Raw genomic sequence first — 14,540 nt, 5'->3', positions numbered from 1 at the left:
AATAGTTACCTCTTCTTTTGAACTGTTCGTAAATTCCGAACAGTTGCATTCTTTGCAACAGTTACAGCTCTACCGAGCTCTTCCTTCTCAAATACAACCTCAATTTAGGTTTGTTCACCCCTGATAAAGAAAATCACTTTTATTTCCCGATGCAAAACTTCGAAAATATGTTTTCTAAGAGATCATCAGTAGTCACTTCCCCTACGATTTCACCTAAATAGTGCAGCGCTTGCTTAATGTCCATTGCCAAAAAATCGGATGTAATAGGGTTATCGATGTTCTCCAGTACGCGATTTAAGGCTGTTTCGGTGCTTCGCAAGGCTTCGACGTGTCTGATGTTGGTAAGAATAGTTTCATTGGTGTCAATTCCGCTGACATCAACCGCCTCCAGGAGACTTTCTTTAAGCTCGTCAACACCAATATGTTCTTTGGCAGACATAAAATGCACTGGAAGTTCTTGTAGCTGTTCTTTCTGCTGATCGTTTAGAAGTTCAGCTTTATTGACCAATACGATATAAGGGATATCCTGCTTATCAAGACCTTCTACCTGTTCGGAGATATCGCTGAAATCTTGATTGGCTTCAGTCATGTAGATAATAAGCTTGGCCTGCTTCATCTTTTCAAGTGTGCGCTCTACTCCTTTGGCTTCAATTAGGTCGGCTGTTTCACGGATACCGGCGGTGTCAATAAAACGGAAAATAACGCCTTCAATATTGATTTCGTCCTCGATGGTATCTCGAGTGGTACCTGCGATATCGGAAACAATGGCTCGTTCTTCATTCAAAAGAGAATTAAGCAAGGTTGATTTTCCCACATTGGGTTTACCGGCAATGACAATCGGGATGCCGTTCTTAATAACATTGCCCAACTCAAATGATGAAATAAGCTTGGTGATCACCTGATTGATCTTCAGAATAAGTTCGCGCAATTGTTCACGATTAGCAAACTCTACGTCTTCTTCTGCAAAGTCGAGTTCAAGTTCTATCATTGAAGCAAAATGTACAAGCTGCTCTCTAAGACCTTGTAATTCATTAGCAAAACCGCCTCTCATCTGTTGCATTGCTACATCATGTGAAGCTCTGGAATTAGAAGCGATTAAATCGGCCACGGCTTCGGCTTTACTAAGATCAAAAGCACCGTTAAGAAAGGCCTGCAATGTAAATTCACCCGGCTTGGCGGCACGAGCACCATTTTCAATTAATAGTGATATTATGCGCTGGATAATGTAACTGGAACCGTGGCAGCTGATTTCGATGACGTTTTCTTTGGTGTAGGATTTTGGAGCGAGGAAAATACCAATAACGACTTCGTCTAGAATGGCTTCACCGTCCATAATTAAACCAAAATGCAAGGTATGGGTAGCCTGCTTACGGAGGTCCTTGCCCTTGAAAACGGAGTTGGCAATGTCAACAGCCTCAGGCCCGGATAAGCGTATTACGCCCAATGCACCGCTACCTGAGGGTGTTGATAATGCTACAATGGTCTGCTTTGCGTTCATACACGCAAAGATAGGGTATTTAAATTTACCCCACTTTCGTATTTCTTAAAGTTTTCGTCAAAGGCTTTCGCTAATTTATTGGCTTGTTCATCATATGCTTCTTGGCTGGGCCAAGTCTTGGCAGGATTGAGAAGCTCTGAAGGAACACCAGGACAACTGACAGGAAAATGCATGCCGAATATAGGGTGTCTCTGATATTCAACATCATTGAGTTCACCAGCCATGGCTGCACGGATCATGGAACGGGTGTACCTCAACTGAATACGGCGACCAACGCCATAAGGCCCTGCGACCCAGCCGGTATTTACTAACCATACGTTTATGTTATCTTTTTCGATTTTCTCCCCAAGCAATTCGGCATACCTAGTGGGGTGCAAAGGAATAAATGCTTCGCCAAAACAAGCAGAGAATACCATTTTAGGCTCGGTAATACCAACCTCAGTTCCAGCTACTTTAGCGGTATAACCGGAAATGAAATGATACATAGCTTCCTTGGTAGTCAGTTTAGAAATGGGCGGTATTACACCAAAAGCATCGGCTGTCAAGAAGAAGATATTTTTTGGGGTAGCCGATATCTTCGATTTAACGGCTCCTTCGATATAGTCGATCGGATAGGTTACACGCGTGTTTTCAGTTTTACTGGTGTCCTCATAATTCGGCACGCGGGTATCCGGAAAGCAGTTGATATTTTCTAAAAGGGAACCAAATTTGATAGCCTGATAAATCTCAGGCTCTTTATCCTCTTCCAGATTCACGCACTTGGCATAGCATCCGCCTTCAATATTGAAAATACCCTGATCGCTCCAGCCGTGCTCGTCGTCACCGATCAGATGGCGCCCAGCATCGGATGACAGGGTGGTTTTACCGGTACCGGACAAGCCAAAGAACAATGCTGTTTCGTCTTTTGCATTGGTATTCGCTGAACAGTGCATGGACAACACCCGGTGCTGATGCGGCAGTATAAAATTAAGAACACTAAATATACCTTTTTTAATCTCGCCTGTGTAACCCGTACCGGCAATAAGGATAATCTTTTCAGTAAAATTGATAATGACAAAATTAGGATTGGGCACTCCATCTACAATAGGTTCCGCCTGAAAGGTCGGAGCGGCGAGAATTGACCATTCAGGACGCTTGTCCGCATCTGTCTCGCTGGAACGAACGAAAATATTGTTAGCAAAAATGTTCTGATAGGCATTCTCGGTGACAACGCGTATACCAATCTGATAGTCGGGTGACGTACAAGCGAGCACATCGCGCACATAGATCTCTTCATTACTTAGATGCTCCCCTACTTTTTTGTAAAGCGCATTGAACACGTCCGACGAGATCGGCTGATTGATATTTCCCCACCAAACGGCATCACGGGTAATATCATCTTCAACAATAAATCGGTCTTTGGGCGAGCGACCGGTAAATTGCCCGGTGTCAGCGGTGAGGGCGCCTGACTCGACCAGGTAACCTTCGCCTTTCTTGATGGCATCTTCAACAAGCTCAGGGACGCTAAGTTGGTAATTGACTTTCTTGCCTGCATGGATCTGCAAATAGGACAAATTTGGCAACATAAATACGTTTTTTTAATAATTTAACAAAATTGGCTGTATTTTTCGGCTCAAATTTACCATTTTATCAATCAAATACCCTAGCCTTTGGAAAACTAATTTGTTATCTTCGCATTTAACCATTAAACGTGTTTATGAATTTATACAGTATCGATACAGAACTCTTTAAATTAGACGGTGGAGCAATGTTTGGCGTAGTGCCGAAAGTACTATGGAGCCGTACAAACCCACCTGATGAAAACAACCTTTGTACTTGGGCGATGCGACTTCTTTTAATCGAGGACGGCGACCAGTTGATTCTGGTAGATACAGGTCTGGGCGACAAGCAGAGCGAGAAATTTTTTGGCCATTATTATATTCATGGCGAAAATACACTCGACAAATCACTGGCTAAACACGGTTTCTCTAGGGATGATATTACGGATGTATTCTTGACTCATTTGCATTTTGATCATGTGGGAGGAGCAATTATTCGCGATGGCGACCAACTGGTTCCAGCTTTTAAAAATGCATACTATTGGAGCAATGCGCAGCATTGGAAATGGGCGACGGAACCGAACGACCGGGAAAAGGCTTCCTTTTTATCAGAGAACATCTTGCCTATTCAAGAGAGTGGGCGATTAAAGTTTGTTGAAGATCAGGATGCGGGAGTTTTGAACAAAAACATCTCGATTCGTTTTGCATTTGGCCATACCGACGCGATGATGATGCCACAGATTCAATATAAAGATAAGACGATTCTATATATGGCCGACCTGCTACCTTCGGTGGGGCATATCCCGCTGCCTTATGTGATGGCGTACGACATGTTTCCGATGAAGACATTGGAGGAACGTAAGAACTATTGGCAAGAAGTTGCCGATCAAGAAATCATCTGTTTTTTAGAGCATGACCCGGTCAATGAATGCTGTACCATGCAGCATACAGAAAAAGGTGTCCGTTTAAAAGACACCTTTAGTTTAGATTCAATTTTATAATATCTAACTACCTAGTTAATCCGAGTTGCTGGAAGGTATTACCCTGATTGACATCACCTGTTTCATAGCCTCTTGTGAACCACTGCATACGCTGCTCAGAGGTTCCATGGGTAAAGGTCTCCTGATTAGCGTGCCCCTGCATGCGTTCCTGAATGGTATCGTCACCCACCGCATTAGCAGCGCTAAGAGCCTCTTCAATATCTCCAGGCTCCAACATATTATTTAGATCCTGATTATAATGAGTCCATACTCCGGCGTAAAAATCAGCTTGAAGTTCGAGTGCAACTGATAGCTGATTGGCATCTTCAGTGCTACTGCTTTGCATAGCTCGCTGGGTTTCCCCGCTGGTGCCCAACAAATTCTGAACATGGTGACCTACTTCATGTGCAATGACGTAGGCAATTGCAAAATCGCCACCCTTAGCACCGAAACGAGATTTAAGTTCATCAAAAAACACCAAGTCCATATACACAGTCTGGTCGGCCGGACAGTAAAAAGGTCCGGATGCAGCACTAGCACCACCACAACCGGTATTCACAGCATTACTAAACAAGACCAACTTCGGATTTTGATAAGTCATCCCATTTTCCTGAAAAATCTTTCCCCAAACATCTTCTGTATCGGCAAGTACCACGGAAACAAACTCACCCATCTGTTTTTCCTTTTCGGTGAGCTCAACGGTCTGCTCCGTACCTTGTCCCCCACCTTGCATCATTTCAGGTGGAATTACCTGCGATAAGTCGGTACCGGTAAACATCTGAACCAAAAGAACCACGACACCAATAACACCCCCACCTAATAACATTTTACCGCCAGACATTCCGCGACGGTCTTCCATGTTTGAACTTCGTCTACGACCTTTCCATTTCATAGGTTTCTATTTTTGTTATGATAATAAAGTTACTAAAATAATGAGATAACAGATAAATTACATTTATCGAAAAATAATTAATACATTGGTTTTACCTAGGAACTAAACACAAAACATATGCCTAAATTATCACCACAAAATCATTTTTTAAACCAACACCTAAATACACCTAACGATACGCAGTTTTGGAACATTTTTTGCTACAGTATTGCTGACGTTAAAAGTTGATAAATACCTCATTATCATAGAACTTTTATCCCATTTTATCGTTATTAATGTAGAATTTTCTTATTTTTGCAAACTTTTGCACCATCAAGGAGTACTTTAAAATTATTTAATGAGACAACTTAAAATTACGCAATCAATCACCAACCGTGAGTCACAGTCCCTAGACAAGTACTTACACGAAATTGGAAAGGTTGATCTTATTACGGCTGAGGAAGAAGTGATTCTTGCTCAAAAAATCAGAGAAGGCGATCAAGCCGCTTTAGAACGTTTAACAAAAACGAATTTACGTTTCGTAGTTTCAGTAGCGAAACAGTATCAAAATCAGGGTCTCACCCTCGGAGACCTCATTAACGAGGGAAACTTAGGCTTAATAAAAGCCGCTAAACGATTTGACGAAACCAAAGGGTTTAAATTTATTTCTTATGCAGTATGGTGGATTAGACAATCAATCCTACAAGCCATAGCTGAGCAATCACGTATCGTACGTTTACCTTTAAACCAGGTAGGATCATTGAGTAAAATCAGCAAAGCTTTTTCAAAACTGGAACAGGACTACGAAAGAGAGCCATCACCAGAGGAATTAGCCGATATGCTGGAAACCACAGTAGATAAGATTTCCGACACCTTGAGTAATTCAGGACGCCACGTATCGATGGACGCTCCTTTTGTACAGGGTGAAGAAAACACCTTATTGGACGTATTGGAAAACCATGATCCAAACACGGATAATAGCCTGATCGATGAGTCCCTTTCTGAGGAAATCAGAAGATCATTAGCTACGTTGACAGATCGTGAACGCGAAATCATTGTTCTTTTCTTTGGTTTAGCTTCTAACCACCCTCTCTCTCTTGAAGAGATTGGAGAGAAGTTCAGCCTAACACGTGAACGCGTACGCCAGATTAAGGACAAAGCGCTTCAGCGCCTACGCCATACGTCGAGAAGTAAAATATTAAAAACCTACTTAGGATAGTGGTGTAAAAACTCCTATAGAGGTTGCAATAAAAAAGGCTCGCAAAACTTGCGAGCCTTTTTTATATGGACCTTAACCTGAGATTAAATCAGATTAATACTTCTTTTCACAAAGTTTGTAAGATCAGCACCCGTCAAGAGTCCTCTACTCAACAATGCTAAATCAAAAGCCTGTTTTGCTAAATTCTCCTTATTGGCATCGTCGCTCTCTTCTAAGATGCGCTTAACCAATGGATGGTTCCCATTCACTGTTACCTTATAGCTATCTGGAAGACTTCCATAGATACCCATACCGCCACCGGTTTGCGCCATATCTTTCATTCTTCGCATGAACTCATCCATGGTAACCGTTACCGGTAAAGCATCTTCCGCTAAAGGCTCTACATGAACCTGGTAGGTTTCTTTATTTATCGCCTTTTCAAAAAGAGATTTTACCGAATTACTTTCCTCTTCACTTAACGCTAATTTTTGATCTTCTTCTTTCTTAATCAACTTATCGATTACATCTGAATCAACTCGCTTCAAGGAAGTTTTCTCTACTTTTTGTTCCAGATAACTCACAAAGTGATTATCTAATGGAGAGTCAAAGTTGAGTACATCGTAACCCTTTTCCTTGGCTGCTGAAATAAAGCTGTCTTGGTTGGCCGCGTCGTTGCTATATAAGTAAACAATCTGACCATCTTTGTCTACCTGAATGTCTTTAACTTTTTCTGCGTATTCTTTTAAGGTAAAATACTCATCATCTACCGTTTTCAACAGGCAGAAATCGTTCGCCTTTTCAGCAAACTTATCGTCTGTCAACATACCGTATTTAACAAATACGCCGATATCGTTCCATTTTTCCTGGAAGCCCTTCCTGTCGGTTTTAAACAATTCGTTTAACTTATCGGCAACCTTCTTAGTAATGTGATTATTGATTTTCTTAACGTTGCTGTCTGCTTGCAAGAAACTACGCGACACGTTCAACGGAATATCCGGTGAATCAATTACACCATGAAGCAACATCAAGAACTCAGGAACGACATCTTTCACCTCGTCGGTTATAAATACCTGTCTAGAAAACAACTTGATCTTGTTCTTTTGGATATCTAAATCGTTCTTGATTTTCGGGAAGTATAAAATACCCGTTAGGTTAAACGGATAGTCTACGTTCAGATGGATCCAGAACAAAGGATCTTCGCTGAATGGATACAACTCGCGATAGAATGCCAAGTAATCTTCATCCTTCAACTCGGAAGGCGCTTTAATCCATGCAGGACTGGTGTTGTTAATGATATTATCTACCTCTACAGATTTGTATTTCGGCTTACCCTCTTCGTCTTCACCGTCAGGCTCTGATGTAGTTTTGGTACCAAACTTAATAGGTACCGGAAGGAATTTGCCATACTTATCCAGGATGGTTTGGATTCTGGATTGGTTTAAAAACTCTTCAGATTCCGAGTTGATATGCAGGATAATATCCGTACCACGCTGTGTTCTATTGCCATCGGAAATTTCAAAACTTGTACTTCCGTCGCACTCCCAACGAACGGGCTCCGCTCCTTCTTGATAAGACAGAGTTTGGATCTCAACCGTGTCCGCTACCATAAATGCAGAATAGAAACCTAAACCAAAACGACCGATGATTTCATTGGCATCCTTGGCCTCTTTGAACTTTTCTACAAACTCCTCCGCACCCGAAAAGGCGATCTGGTTGATGTACTTTTTTACCTCTTCTGCGGTCATCCCGATACCTTTATCAGATATCGTAATGGTTTTCGCTTTCTCATCAAAGGAAACCTCAATCGTGGTATCACCAATATCACCATCTACTTTTCCTAAACTGGAAAGACGCTTTAGCTTTTGAGTAGCGTCTACGGCATTGGAAACAAGTTCGCGTAAAAAAATTTCATTGTCTGAATACAAGAATTTTTTGATCACCGGGAAGATATTCTCGGTGTGAATGGAAATATTACCTTTTTCTTTCATGTTGAATTTAAACTGTTTGTGATATACAATCATCGTTTATCAAGGAATGTTCCATTGCTGAGAATCGGCCATGATGACAGTCAAAACTGCCATTTGAAGTCACTAAAAAGCATATACCGCGGCGATTAAGAATTGCGAAGCTTCTTTCACCGGTGCCATTGAAGAATTCAAGAACATATTCTCAGATCCTTTATCAAAGCGAAACTCTGGTATGATCGTTAAAGGTCCGAGATGAACATTGCCTGAAACCGTAAGCGCCAGTATATCCTCTCCTTCAACATTTACATCATTCTCAGCATACTCCTTTCGCTTAAAATATTCTCCCCGCAAACCCAGGGCGAAGTTCTGTGCAATGGTGTGTTGCGCATACAGCGCACCTCCTGAATAGCCGCCTGCCTGATCTGAAGCACTATAATCAGCGACGTTCACTCCTAGTTTAAAATCGTCCGTAAACTGATAAGCAGTTGTCAGGTCTACAATTGTACCCGATGGATTTCCCGTGAGGAAGTTTAAATACGCAGACCAACCTTCAACTGGCGTAACAGCCAATTGTGCTCCGAAGTCTGAAACTCCATTGAAGTCGTGATACACATTCCAATCATTGAAGAGCCCTACCATCAGGGCCACCTTCTCACTAAAAGTATAACTCGCTTTGATCCCAGCATTCTGAAAGGGGCCACTGGAGAATAAATAAGAGGTTGAATAATTAAAGTTCCCTACGGGTGAAATAACTTCGTACCCAACAAAGGTACCCATGTAACCAGCCGTCATCGAGAACCGATCGGTAAACTGGTAGCTGATATACAAGTTTTGGATATGGAAACTATTTCCATCTACACTGTTCGGAATTGACCCACTCAACGCCGCAGCATTCTGACCGCGGGGGCCGAATGAAAGGTCACCAACAAAGGAGGCCTTACCAACACTCCCATTGGCGATCAAATTTATCATTCCCAGTGAAATAGAGTTTTGTTTATTACCGAAATACGTTCCGATATTCGCGGAACCATCTTCAGCTTGATAACCGGACAAGTCGTATTTATAATAGGTATCTACTGAACCGGATAGTTCAAAAGTTTCCGTCTCTTGTGCATAAAGACCTCCAGTAATGGTCGTTAATAATAATAAAGCAGTGTTTTTTTTCATGATCAAAGGGTTTTGTATGAATAGATTTTAAAATGGCATCGAACTAAATACATAGCAATTAGTCCTCTACCAGGATGGTATAACCGCGAATACCGTGTTCGTGACTATCCAGCCCTTCTATCTCGTGTTCTTCACTTACACGCAAACCCATAGTTAACTGCAATACCTTGAAAATAATAAAGGATCCGGCGACCGCTGCCGCACCGCAGATTAACACCCCGTAAAGCTGAGTCAAAAACGAAGCGCCTTCACCAAAAATTCCGGTTGCCAGTGTTCCCCAAATTCCACAGGTCAAATGCACCGAGACGGCTCCAACACAATCATCAAGTTTATAGCGATCAATACTTACCACTGAAATCACCACCAAGACACCGGCTATAAATCCAATAAACAAAGCCTCTAATGGCGTAATGATATCAGCCCCTGCAGTCACACCAACCAAACCCGCTAGGACACCGTTCAGCACCATACCAAAATCCATTCTCTTCATGATGATCTTACCACCTAGGTGGCCACCGATCGCTCCACCGCAAGCACCTAATGTTGTAGTAACGAGTACCAATGAAACCATTCCGGGATCTGCAGAAAGTACCGAACCGCCGTTAAATCCGAACCAACCCAACCAGAGTAAGAACACGCCAATCGTAGCCAATGGCACCGACGAGCCCGCAAAATCTTTTGACTTACCGTTGTTGTATTTTCCAAGACGAGGCCCTAATAGCCAGATACCTACCAAAGCGCCCCAGCCACCAACAGAGTGAACGAGAGTCGATCCGGCGAAATCCACAAAACCCATTTCATCCAGAAAACCTCCACCCCATTTCCAACTGCCTATTATTGGGTACACGATTGAAACAAAAAACAAGGTAAAAGTAAGGTAAGCCCCTAATTTCATCCGCTCGGCAACAGCGCCGGAAACGATGGTTGCGCAAGTAGCAGCAAACATAGCCTGATAAAGGAAATCAGTCCAGAAGGTGTACCCGCCTTCGGCATAGCCATTACTTACGTCCGCGGTTCCGGGTGCCAACCAAATAGTACTCCAATTTTCAGAAGAGAAACCGATCAAGCCTCCAAACTCGCCAGGATACATCAGAGCAAAACCCCATGCCGCATAGGTAACCATCCCGATTACCGGTGTAAGGGTATTCTTAAAAAGTATGTTTACGGTGTTTTTAGCTTGTGTGAAACCCGCTTCGACACTAGCAAAACCTAGATGCATAATGAAAACGAGGGCGATACACAGCATCATCCACACATTATTAGCGGTAAATAAGGATTTTGCAGCTAAAATTTCGACACCAGCCGCTTCTTGAGTTGCTTGAATTAGAGAAATGACCGACCCTAGGTCATAATTCGTTAAAAACGATAAAATGTTTTGCATGTTTTTGGATTTAATTGAACAAATTACAGGAATATGAATATATTTTTATATTCCAAGCACAAATTGGCTAATTATCATTGATAAATACAAGACTTTTTTTATATTTTTTTCATTCACATGAGTTTTTATTTCATATAATTGAAATTTTAAGCATATAAACTAAATATAATGCATAAAATAACAGTCTTTTGTAACAATTATTCAATCAAATTCAACTATCAATCTAAACAACAGACAGAAAATAACAAAAAAGCACAGAAAACATCATTGTTGAGACAAATCACCCGACGAAAACACAAAAAATATAAAAATAGGACCAGACACCACCAGATCATAACCGTTGCATGAAATCGTCAAGAAATTTTGTAAAGATTAAATTCTCGTCGTTCACGAACACTTCTTTTCAAGAAACGAATTGCAAATCTCAAAGCAAAGGAGTGCTGCTTTTGAAACAATTTAATTTTTTTGCGTTTTTTCATTGCAAAAATGAAATTCTTTTGTACATTTGGCAAAACAATGAAACAAACAAGCGCATATTGGTATTTTGGTTTCTTCTTTTACTTCTTTAGTAATAAGAACCGGGATTGATATGCATATATAAATAAAAGAAATGTATAAAAAGTCTCGGTGAACACCGAGACTTTTTTTTTGACTAAAAGAATGAACAAAAAACGAATAGCTATCCAAGGAATCAGAGGCTCCTTCCATGAAGAAGCCGCCTTCAAACATTTTGGTGAGGACATTGAAACAATTGAATGTGATTCCTTCAAGGCAACATGTGAAGCCTTGAAACATAAGAAAGCTGACTATGTGGTGATGGCGATTGAAAATTCTATCGCAGGAAGCTTGCTTCCTAACTACAATCTACTCCAGGAATACCGTTTCGCTATTATCGGTGAAACCTACCTGAATATCCAACTGCATCTGCTGGCTTTACCTGGTGTCAAATTAGAGGATATCAAATTCGTTGAATCACACCCGATAGCCTTAAGACAATGTGGTGATTTCTTTGACGAGCACCCCCACTTAAAGGTCAGCGAAGGGATGGACACCGCGGCCTGTGCAAAAAAGATTGCAGACAACAAATTAACGAACACGGCGGCCGTTGCCAATAATCTAGCAGCTAAGCTTTACGGCTTAGAAGTATTAGATCGGCGTATAGAAACTAATAAAAAGAATTATACACGTTTTTTGATCTTAGCACCCACCGCTACAGAAAACCCGAAAGCTAACAAGGCTTCCATTTCTTTCCAAACGGACAATTCGATCGGCTCGCTAGCAAAAATATTAAACTACTTTGCTGACAACAATATCAACCTCAGCAAGATCCAGTCGATGCCGGTACTCGGTAGGCGTAACGAATACATTTTCCATGTCGATTTGGAATGGCAAACATTGGCTGAATACGAAAAGGCAATTCGAAAAACATTAAAACGTACCGTAAACTTTAACATTCTCGGTGAATACGAGAAAAATGAAAAGGTATAGAACAAATCAAGTAAACAATAACATTCAAATAATTAACAACATCATTCATTAAGTAAACTCTAGAAAAAATGAAACTTAATTTAGACATCGTCCCCTTAAATTCCTGGTTAGATAATGGCAAAGAGCCTTTAATCATTTCAGGTCCGTGTAGTGCGGAAACAGAAGAGCAGTTATTGGCAACCGCCAAACTTCTGGCTGCAACAGGTAAGGTATCCGTTTTACGTGCAGGTATCTGGAAACCACGTACCCGTCCCGGTGAATTCGAAGGGATTGGAAGCATCGGATTGGAATGGTTGAAACGTGCAAAAGAGGAAACCGGACTTCCGACGGCAATTGAGGTGGCTACGGCAAAACATGTGGAAGAAGCATTGGCTGCTGGCGTCGATATCCTTTGGGTAGGAGCTCGTAGTACGGCGAATCCATTCACCGTACAGGAGATTGCAGATGCTCTTCAAGGCGCCGACGTCCCTGTATTGGTTAAAAATCCAGTAAATCCGGATCTTTCTTTATGGATTGGAGCATTGGAGCGTATCAACCGTGCTGGCATTAAAAAGCTGGGGGCTATTCACCGTGGATTCTCATCATTCGAGAAAACCTCTTTCCGTAACGAGCCGATGTGGGATTTAGCAATTCAATTGAAAACTGTTGCGCCGGAATTGCCAATCATTAATGACCCAAGCCATATCTGTGGCAACCGCGAGTTAATCCCTTACATATCACAAAAAGCATTGGACTTGGATATGCAGGGCTTAATGATCGAATCTCATTTAGACCCTTCGGTAGCTTGGACGGATGCAAAACAACAAGTAACTCCAGCAGCATTGGCAGAGTTGGTTGATCGATTGGCGCTACGTAAAGCAGATTCAGACAACCCTGTTTTTGAAGATCAACTTGCCGTATTACGGAAAGACATTGACGCATTGGATGACGTAATTATCCAAAAGGTCGGCGAACGTATGAAAATCGTTGAAAAGATTGGCGAGTTCAAAAGAGATAATAGCGTTACCATTTTGCAAGTATCTCGGTGGGATGAGATTGTAGAGAAAAGAACGGCGATTGCTTCGGCACTAAAACTGGATAAAGACTTTACGGTAAAGCTATTAGAACTGATTCACAACGAATCCATCCGTAAACAAAATGAAATCATGAACACCAAAACTTCTGTTGAGGCGTAAATGGAGAAAGCAACGATTCGACTATTATGTCCGACAAAGGATGTGAACACAGTTATTCAACTGACTGGCTCTAAAAGTGAAAGCAATCGCGCTCTGATTATCAGGGCACTGAATCCTGATCATGTAAGCATTCAAAACCTTTCCGAGGCAGCAGACACAGTAACTCTGGAAGCTGCCTTGGGAAAGATTGCAAGCGCGCAACAGGACGGAGACGCAGAAAACGATATCCAAACCATCGATATCGGTCCGGCGGGCACTGCGATGCGCTTTTTAACGGCATACACACCCTTGCATCAAGGGGAATTCCTGTTGACCGGCAGTAAGCGCATGCAAGAGCGACCGATTGGGATCTTAAGCAATGCCATGACCACATTGGGCGCTCAGATCAATTTCAAAAAAAACGATGGCTATCCCCCACTGCATATTGTCGGCCCTTTTGTTCAAAAAACAAAAAAGGTCAGTATCCAGGGTAATGTAAGCAGTCAGTATATTTCCGCATTGCTACTGATTGCTAGCTCTTTACCGGACGGAATAGAACTGACTATCGAAGGAGAGCTGACTTCCGTTCCTTATGTAGAAATGACGCTGAACATGCTGGCAGAAACGGGTATTCAGCACCATTGGGAGGACAATCGAATTTCGATTTCTCCGCAGAAAGCTACGAAAAGTGCGTTGTCTATTGAACCCGACTGGAGTGCCGCTTCCTATTGGTATTCGGTGGTAGCTCTAGCGGAAAAAGGAGAGCTACTCTTACCCGGACTGCGTGAATCGAGTTTGCAAGGCGATCAGGCTATCAAAGACATCATGCTGGACTTCGGCGTACAGTCGGATTTTACAGACGCGGGATTGAAGCTGACGAAAATTGAAGAACAACATGTGAAGGACTGCTATGATTTTATCAAGTGTCCAGACTTGGCTCAAACGGTGATTGTCTGCTGTGCTGCTCTTAATCACGAAATAGCATTTACGGGCTTAGAAACTTTAAAAATAAAAGAAACAGATCGAATCGCTGCGTTGCAAACTGAATTAGCTAAATTTGGTGTGCGACTTTTTGAAGCAGAGAAAGGTACATACCGATTGGATTGTAGTAAAAAGCATCTTCCAGAATCGGTTACTTTCAGCACCTATGAAGATCATCGAATGGCTATGGCATTTGCCCCACTGGCTTTGGTTATGAATGATGTTGTTATTGAAGAACCAAACGTCGTTGAGAAATCATATCCACTATTCTGGGAGCATCTTCAAAAAGCCGGATTTAAAATCGACTAATATATAAA

At 41.9% G+C, this 14,540-nt stretch carries 11 protein-coding genes; 5 read left to right on the top strand and 6 right to left on the bottom strand.

The genetic code is table 11. The features are described 5' to 3' along the window. Positions 1-139: 139 nt before the first annotated feature. A complete protein-coding gene (gene mnmE, locus WKR92_RS12875; protein ID WP_375558241.1) occupies positions 140-1,498 on the bottom strand; it encodes a tRNA uridine-5-carboxymethylaminomethyl(34) synthesis GTPase MnmE in 1,359 nt (452 codons plus the stop codon). Further along, on the bottom strand, positions 1,495-3,063 hold the full coding sequence (pckA, locus tag WKR92_RS12870) for a phosphoenolpyruvate carboxykinase (ATP) (RefSeq protein ID WP_375558240.1): 1,569 nt from the start codon (positions 3,061-3,063) through the stop codon (positions 1,495-1,497). The genes mnmE and pckA overlap by 4 nt, the downstream gene beginning before the upstream one ends. Before the next feature lie 131 nt (positions 3,064-3,194). On the opposite strand from pckA, the gene WKR92_RS12865 reads away from it, so the two are divergent. Beyond that, entirely contained in the window at positions 3,195-4,037 is an 843-nt protein-coding gene (locus tag WKR92_RS12865) for an MBL fold metallo-hydrolase (protein WP_375558239.1), read from the top strand. A 7-nt stretch (positions 4,038-4,044) separates the two neighbouring features. Here WKR92_RS12865 and ypfJ read toward each other — a convergent pair whose 3' ends face one another. Continuing rightward, on the bottom strand, positions 4,045-4,908 hold the full coding sequence (gene ypfJ / locus WKR92_RS12860) for a KPN_02809 family neutral zinc metallopeptidase (protein ID WP_375558238.1): 864 nt from the start codon (positions 4,906-4,908) through the stop codon (positions 4,045-4,047). A gap of 337 nt (positions 4,909-5,245) precedes the next feature. On the opposite strand from ypfJ, the gene WKR92_RS12855 reads away from it, so the two are divergent. Beyond that, positions 5,246-6,106, top strand: a complete 861-nt coding sequence (locus WKR92_RS12855) for a sigma-70 family RNA polymerase sigma factor (protein WP_375558237.1) — start codon at positions 5,246-5,248, stop codon at positions 6,104-6,106. Positions 6,107-6,189: 83 nt separating this feature from the next. Here WKR92_RS12855 and htpG read toward each other — a convergent pair whose 3' ends face one another. The 3 genes from htpG to WKR92_RS12840 form a co-directional block, all read right to left on the bottom strand. Further along, a complete protein-coding gene (gene htpG, locus WKR92_RS12850; RefSeq protein ID WP_375558236.1) occupies positions 6,190-8,073 on the bottom strand; it encodes a molecular chaperone HtpG in 1,884 nt (627 codons plus the stop codon). Positions 8,074-8,175: 102 nt separating this feature from the next. Next, entirely contained in the window at positions 8,176-9,219 is a 1,044-nt protein-coding gene (locus tag WKR92_RS12845; protein ID WP_375558235.1) for an outer membrane beta-barrel protein, read from the bottom strand. Positions 9,220-9,277: 58 nt separating this feature from the next. Next, entirely contained in the window at positions 9,278-10,600 is a 1,323-nt protein-coding gene (locus WKR92_RS12840; RefSeq protein WP_375558234.1) for an ammonium transporter, read from the bottom strand. Between the two features lie 660 nt (positions 10,601-11,260). Between WKR92_RS12840 and WKR92_RS12835 the strand changes: the two genes are divergently transcribed. The 3 genes from WKR92_RS12835 to WKR92_RS12825 all read left to right on the top strand — a co-directional run bounded on the left by WKR92_RS12835 (position 11,261) and on the right by WKR92_RS12825 (position 14,532). After that, positions 11,261-12,088, top strand: a complete 828-nt coding sequence (locus tag WKR92_RS12835) for a prephenate dehydratase (RefSeq protein WP_375558233.1) — start codon at positions 11,261-11,263, stop codon at positions 12,086-12,088. A 68-nt stretch (positions 12,089-12,156) separates the two neighbouring features. Beyond that, the gene (locus WKR92_RS12830; RefSeq protein WP_375558232.1) at positions 12,157-13,263 is read left to right on the top strand and encodes a chorismate mutase; all 1,107 of its coding nucleotides are present in this window, start codon (positions 12,157-12,159) and stop codon (positions 13,261-13,263) included. After that, positions 13,264-14,532, top strand: a complete 1,269-nt coding sequence (locus tag WKR92_RS12825) for a 3-phosphoshikimate 1-carboxyvinyltransferase (RefSeq protein ID WP_375558231.1) — start codon at positions 13,264-13,266, stop codon at positions 14,530-14,532. Positions 14,533-14,540: the final 8 nt, after the last annotated feature.

It is taken from the genome of Albibacterium profundi, assembly GCF_042159835.1.
Lineage (GTDB): Bacteria > Bacteroidota > Bacteroidia > Sphingobacteriales > Sphingobacteriaceae > Albibacterium > Albibacterium profundi.
This window is presented reverse-complemented; position numbering and strand designations above follow the sequence as displayed.

Coding starts and splice junctions, on each gene's coding strand:
- ypfJ (WP_375558238.1), bottom strand. CDS start 4,908: ATGAAATGGAAAGGTCGTAGACGAAGTTCAAACATGGAAGACCGTCGC.
- WKR92_RS12830 (WP_375558232.1), top strand. CDS start 12,157: ATGAAACTTAATTTAGACATCGTCCCCTTAAATTCCTGGTTAGATAAT.
- WKR92_RS12840 (WP_375558234.1), bottom strand. CDS start 10,600: ATGCAAAACATTTTATCGTTTTTAACGAATTATGACCTAGGGTCGGTC.
- WKR92_RS12865 (WP_375558239.1), top strand. CDS start 3,195: ATGAATTTATACAGTATCGATACAGAACTCTTTAAATTAGACGGTGGA.
- WKR92_RS12825 (WP_375558231.1), top strand. CDS start 13,264: ATGGAGAAAGCAACGATTCGACTATTATGTCCGACAAAGGATGTGAAC.
- pckA (WP_375558240.1), bottom strand. CDS start 3,063: ATGTTGCCAAATTTGTCCTATTTGCAGATCCATGCAGGCAAGAAAGTC.
- mnmE (WP_375558241.1), bottom strand. CDS start 1,498: ATGAACGCAAAGCAGACCATTGTAGCATTATCAACACCCTCAGGTAGC.
- WKR92_RS12835 (WP_375558233.1), top strand. CDS start 11,261: ATGAACAAAAAACGAATAGCTATCCAAGGAATCAGAGGCTCCTTCCAT.
- WKR92_RS12845 (WP_375558235.1), bottom strand. CDS start 9,219: ATGAAAAAAAACACTGCTTTATTATTATTAACGACCATTACTGGAGGT.
- htpG (WP_375558236.1), bottom strand. CDS start 8,073: ATGAAAGAAAAAGGTAATATTTCCATTCACACCGAGAATATCTTCCCG.
- WKR92_RS12855 (WP_375558237.1), top strand. CDS start 5,246: ATGAGACAACTTAAAATTACGCAATCAATCACCAACCGTGAGTCACAG.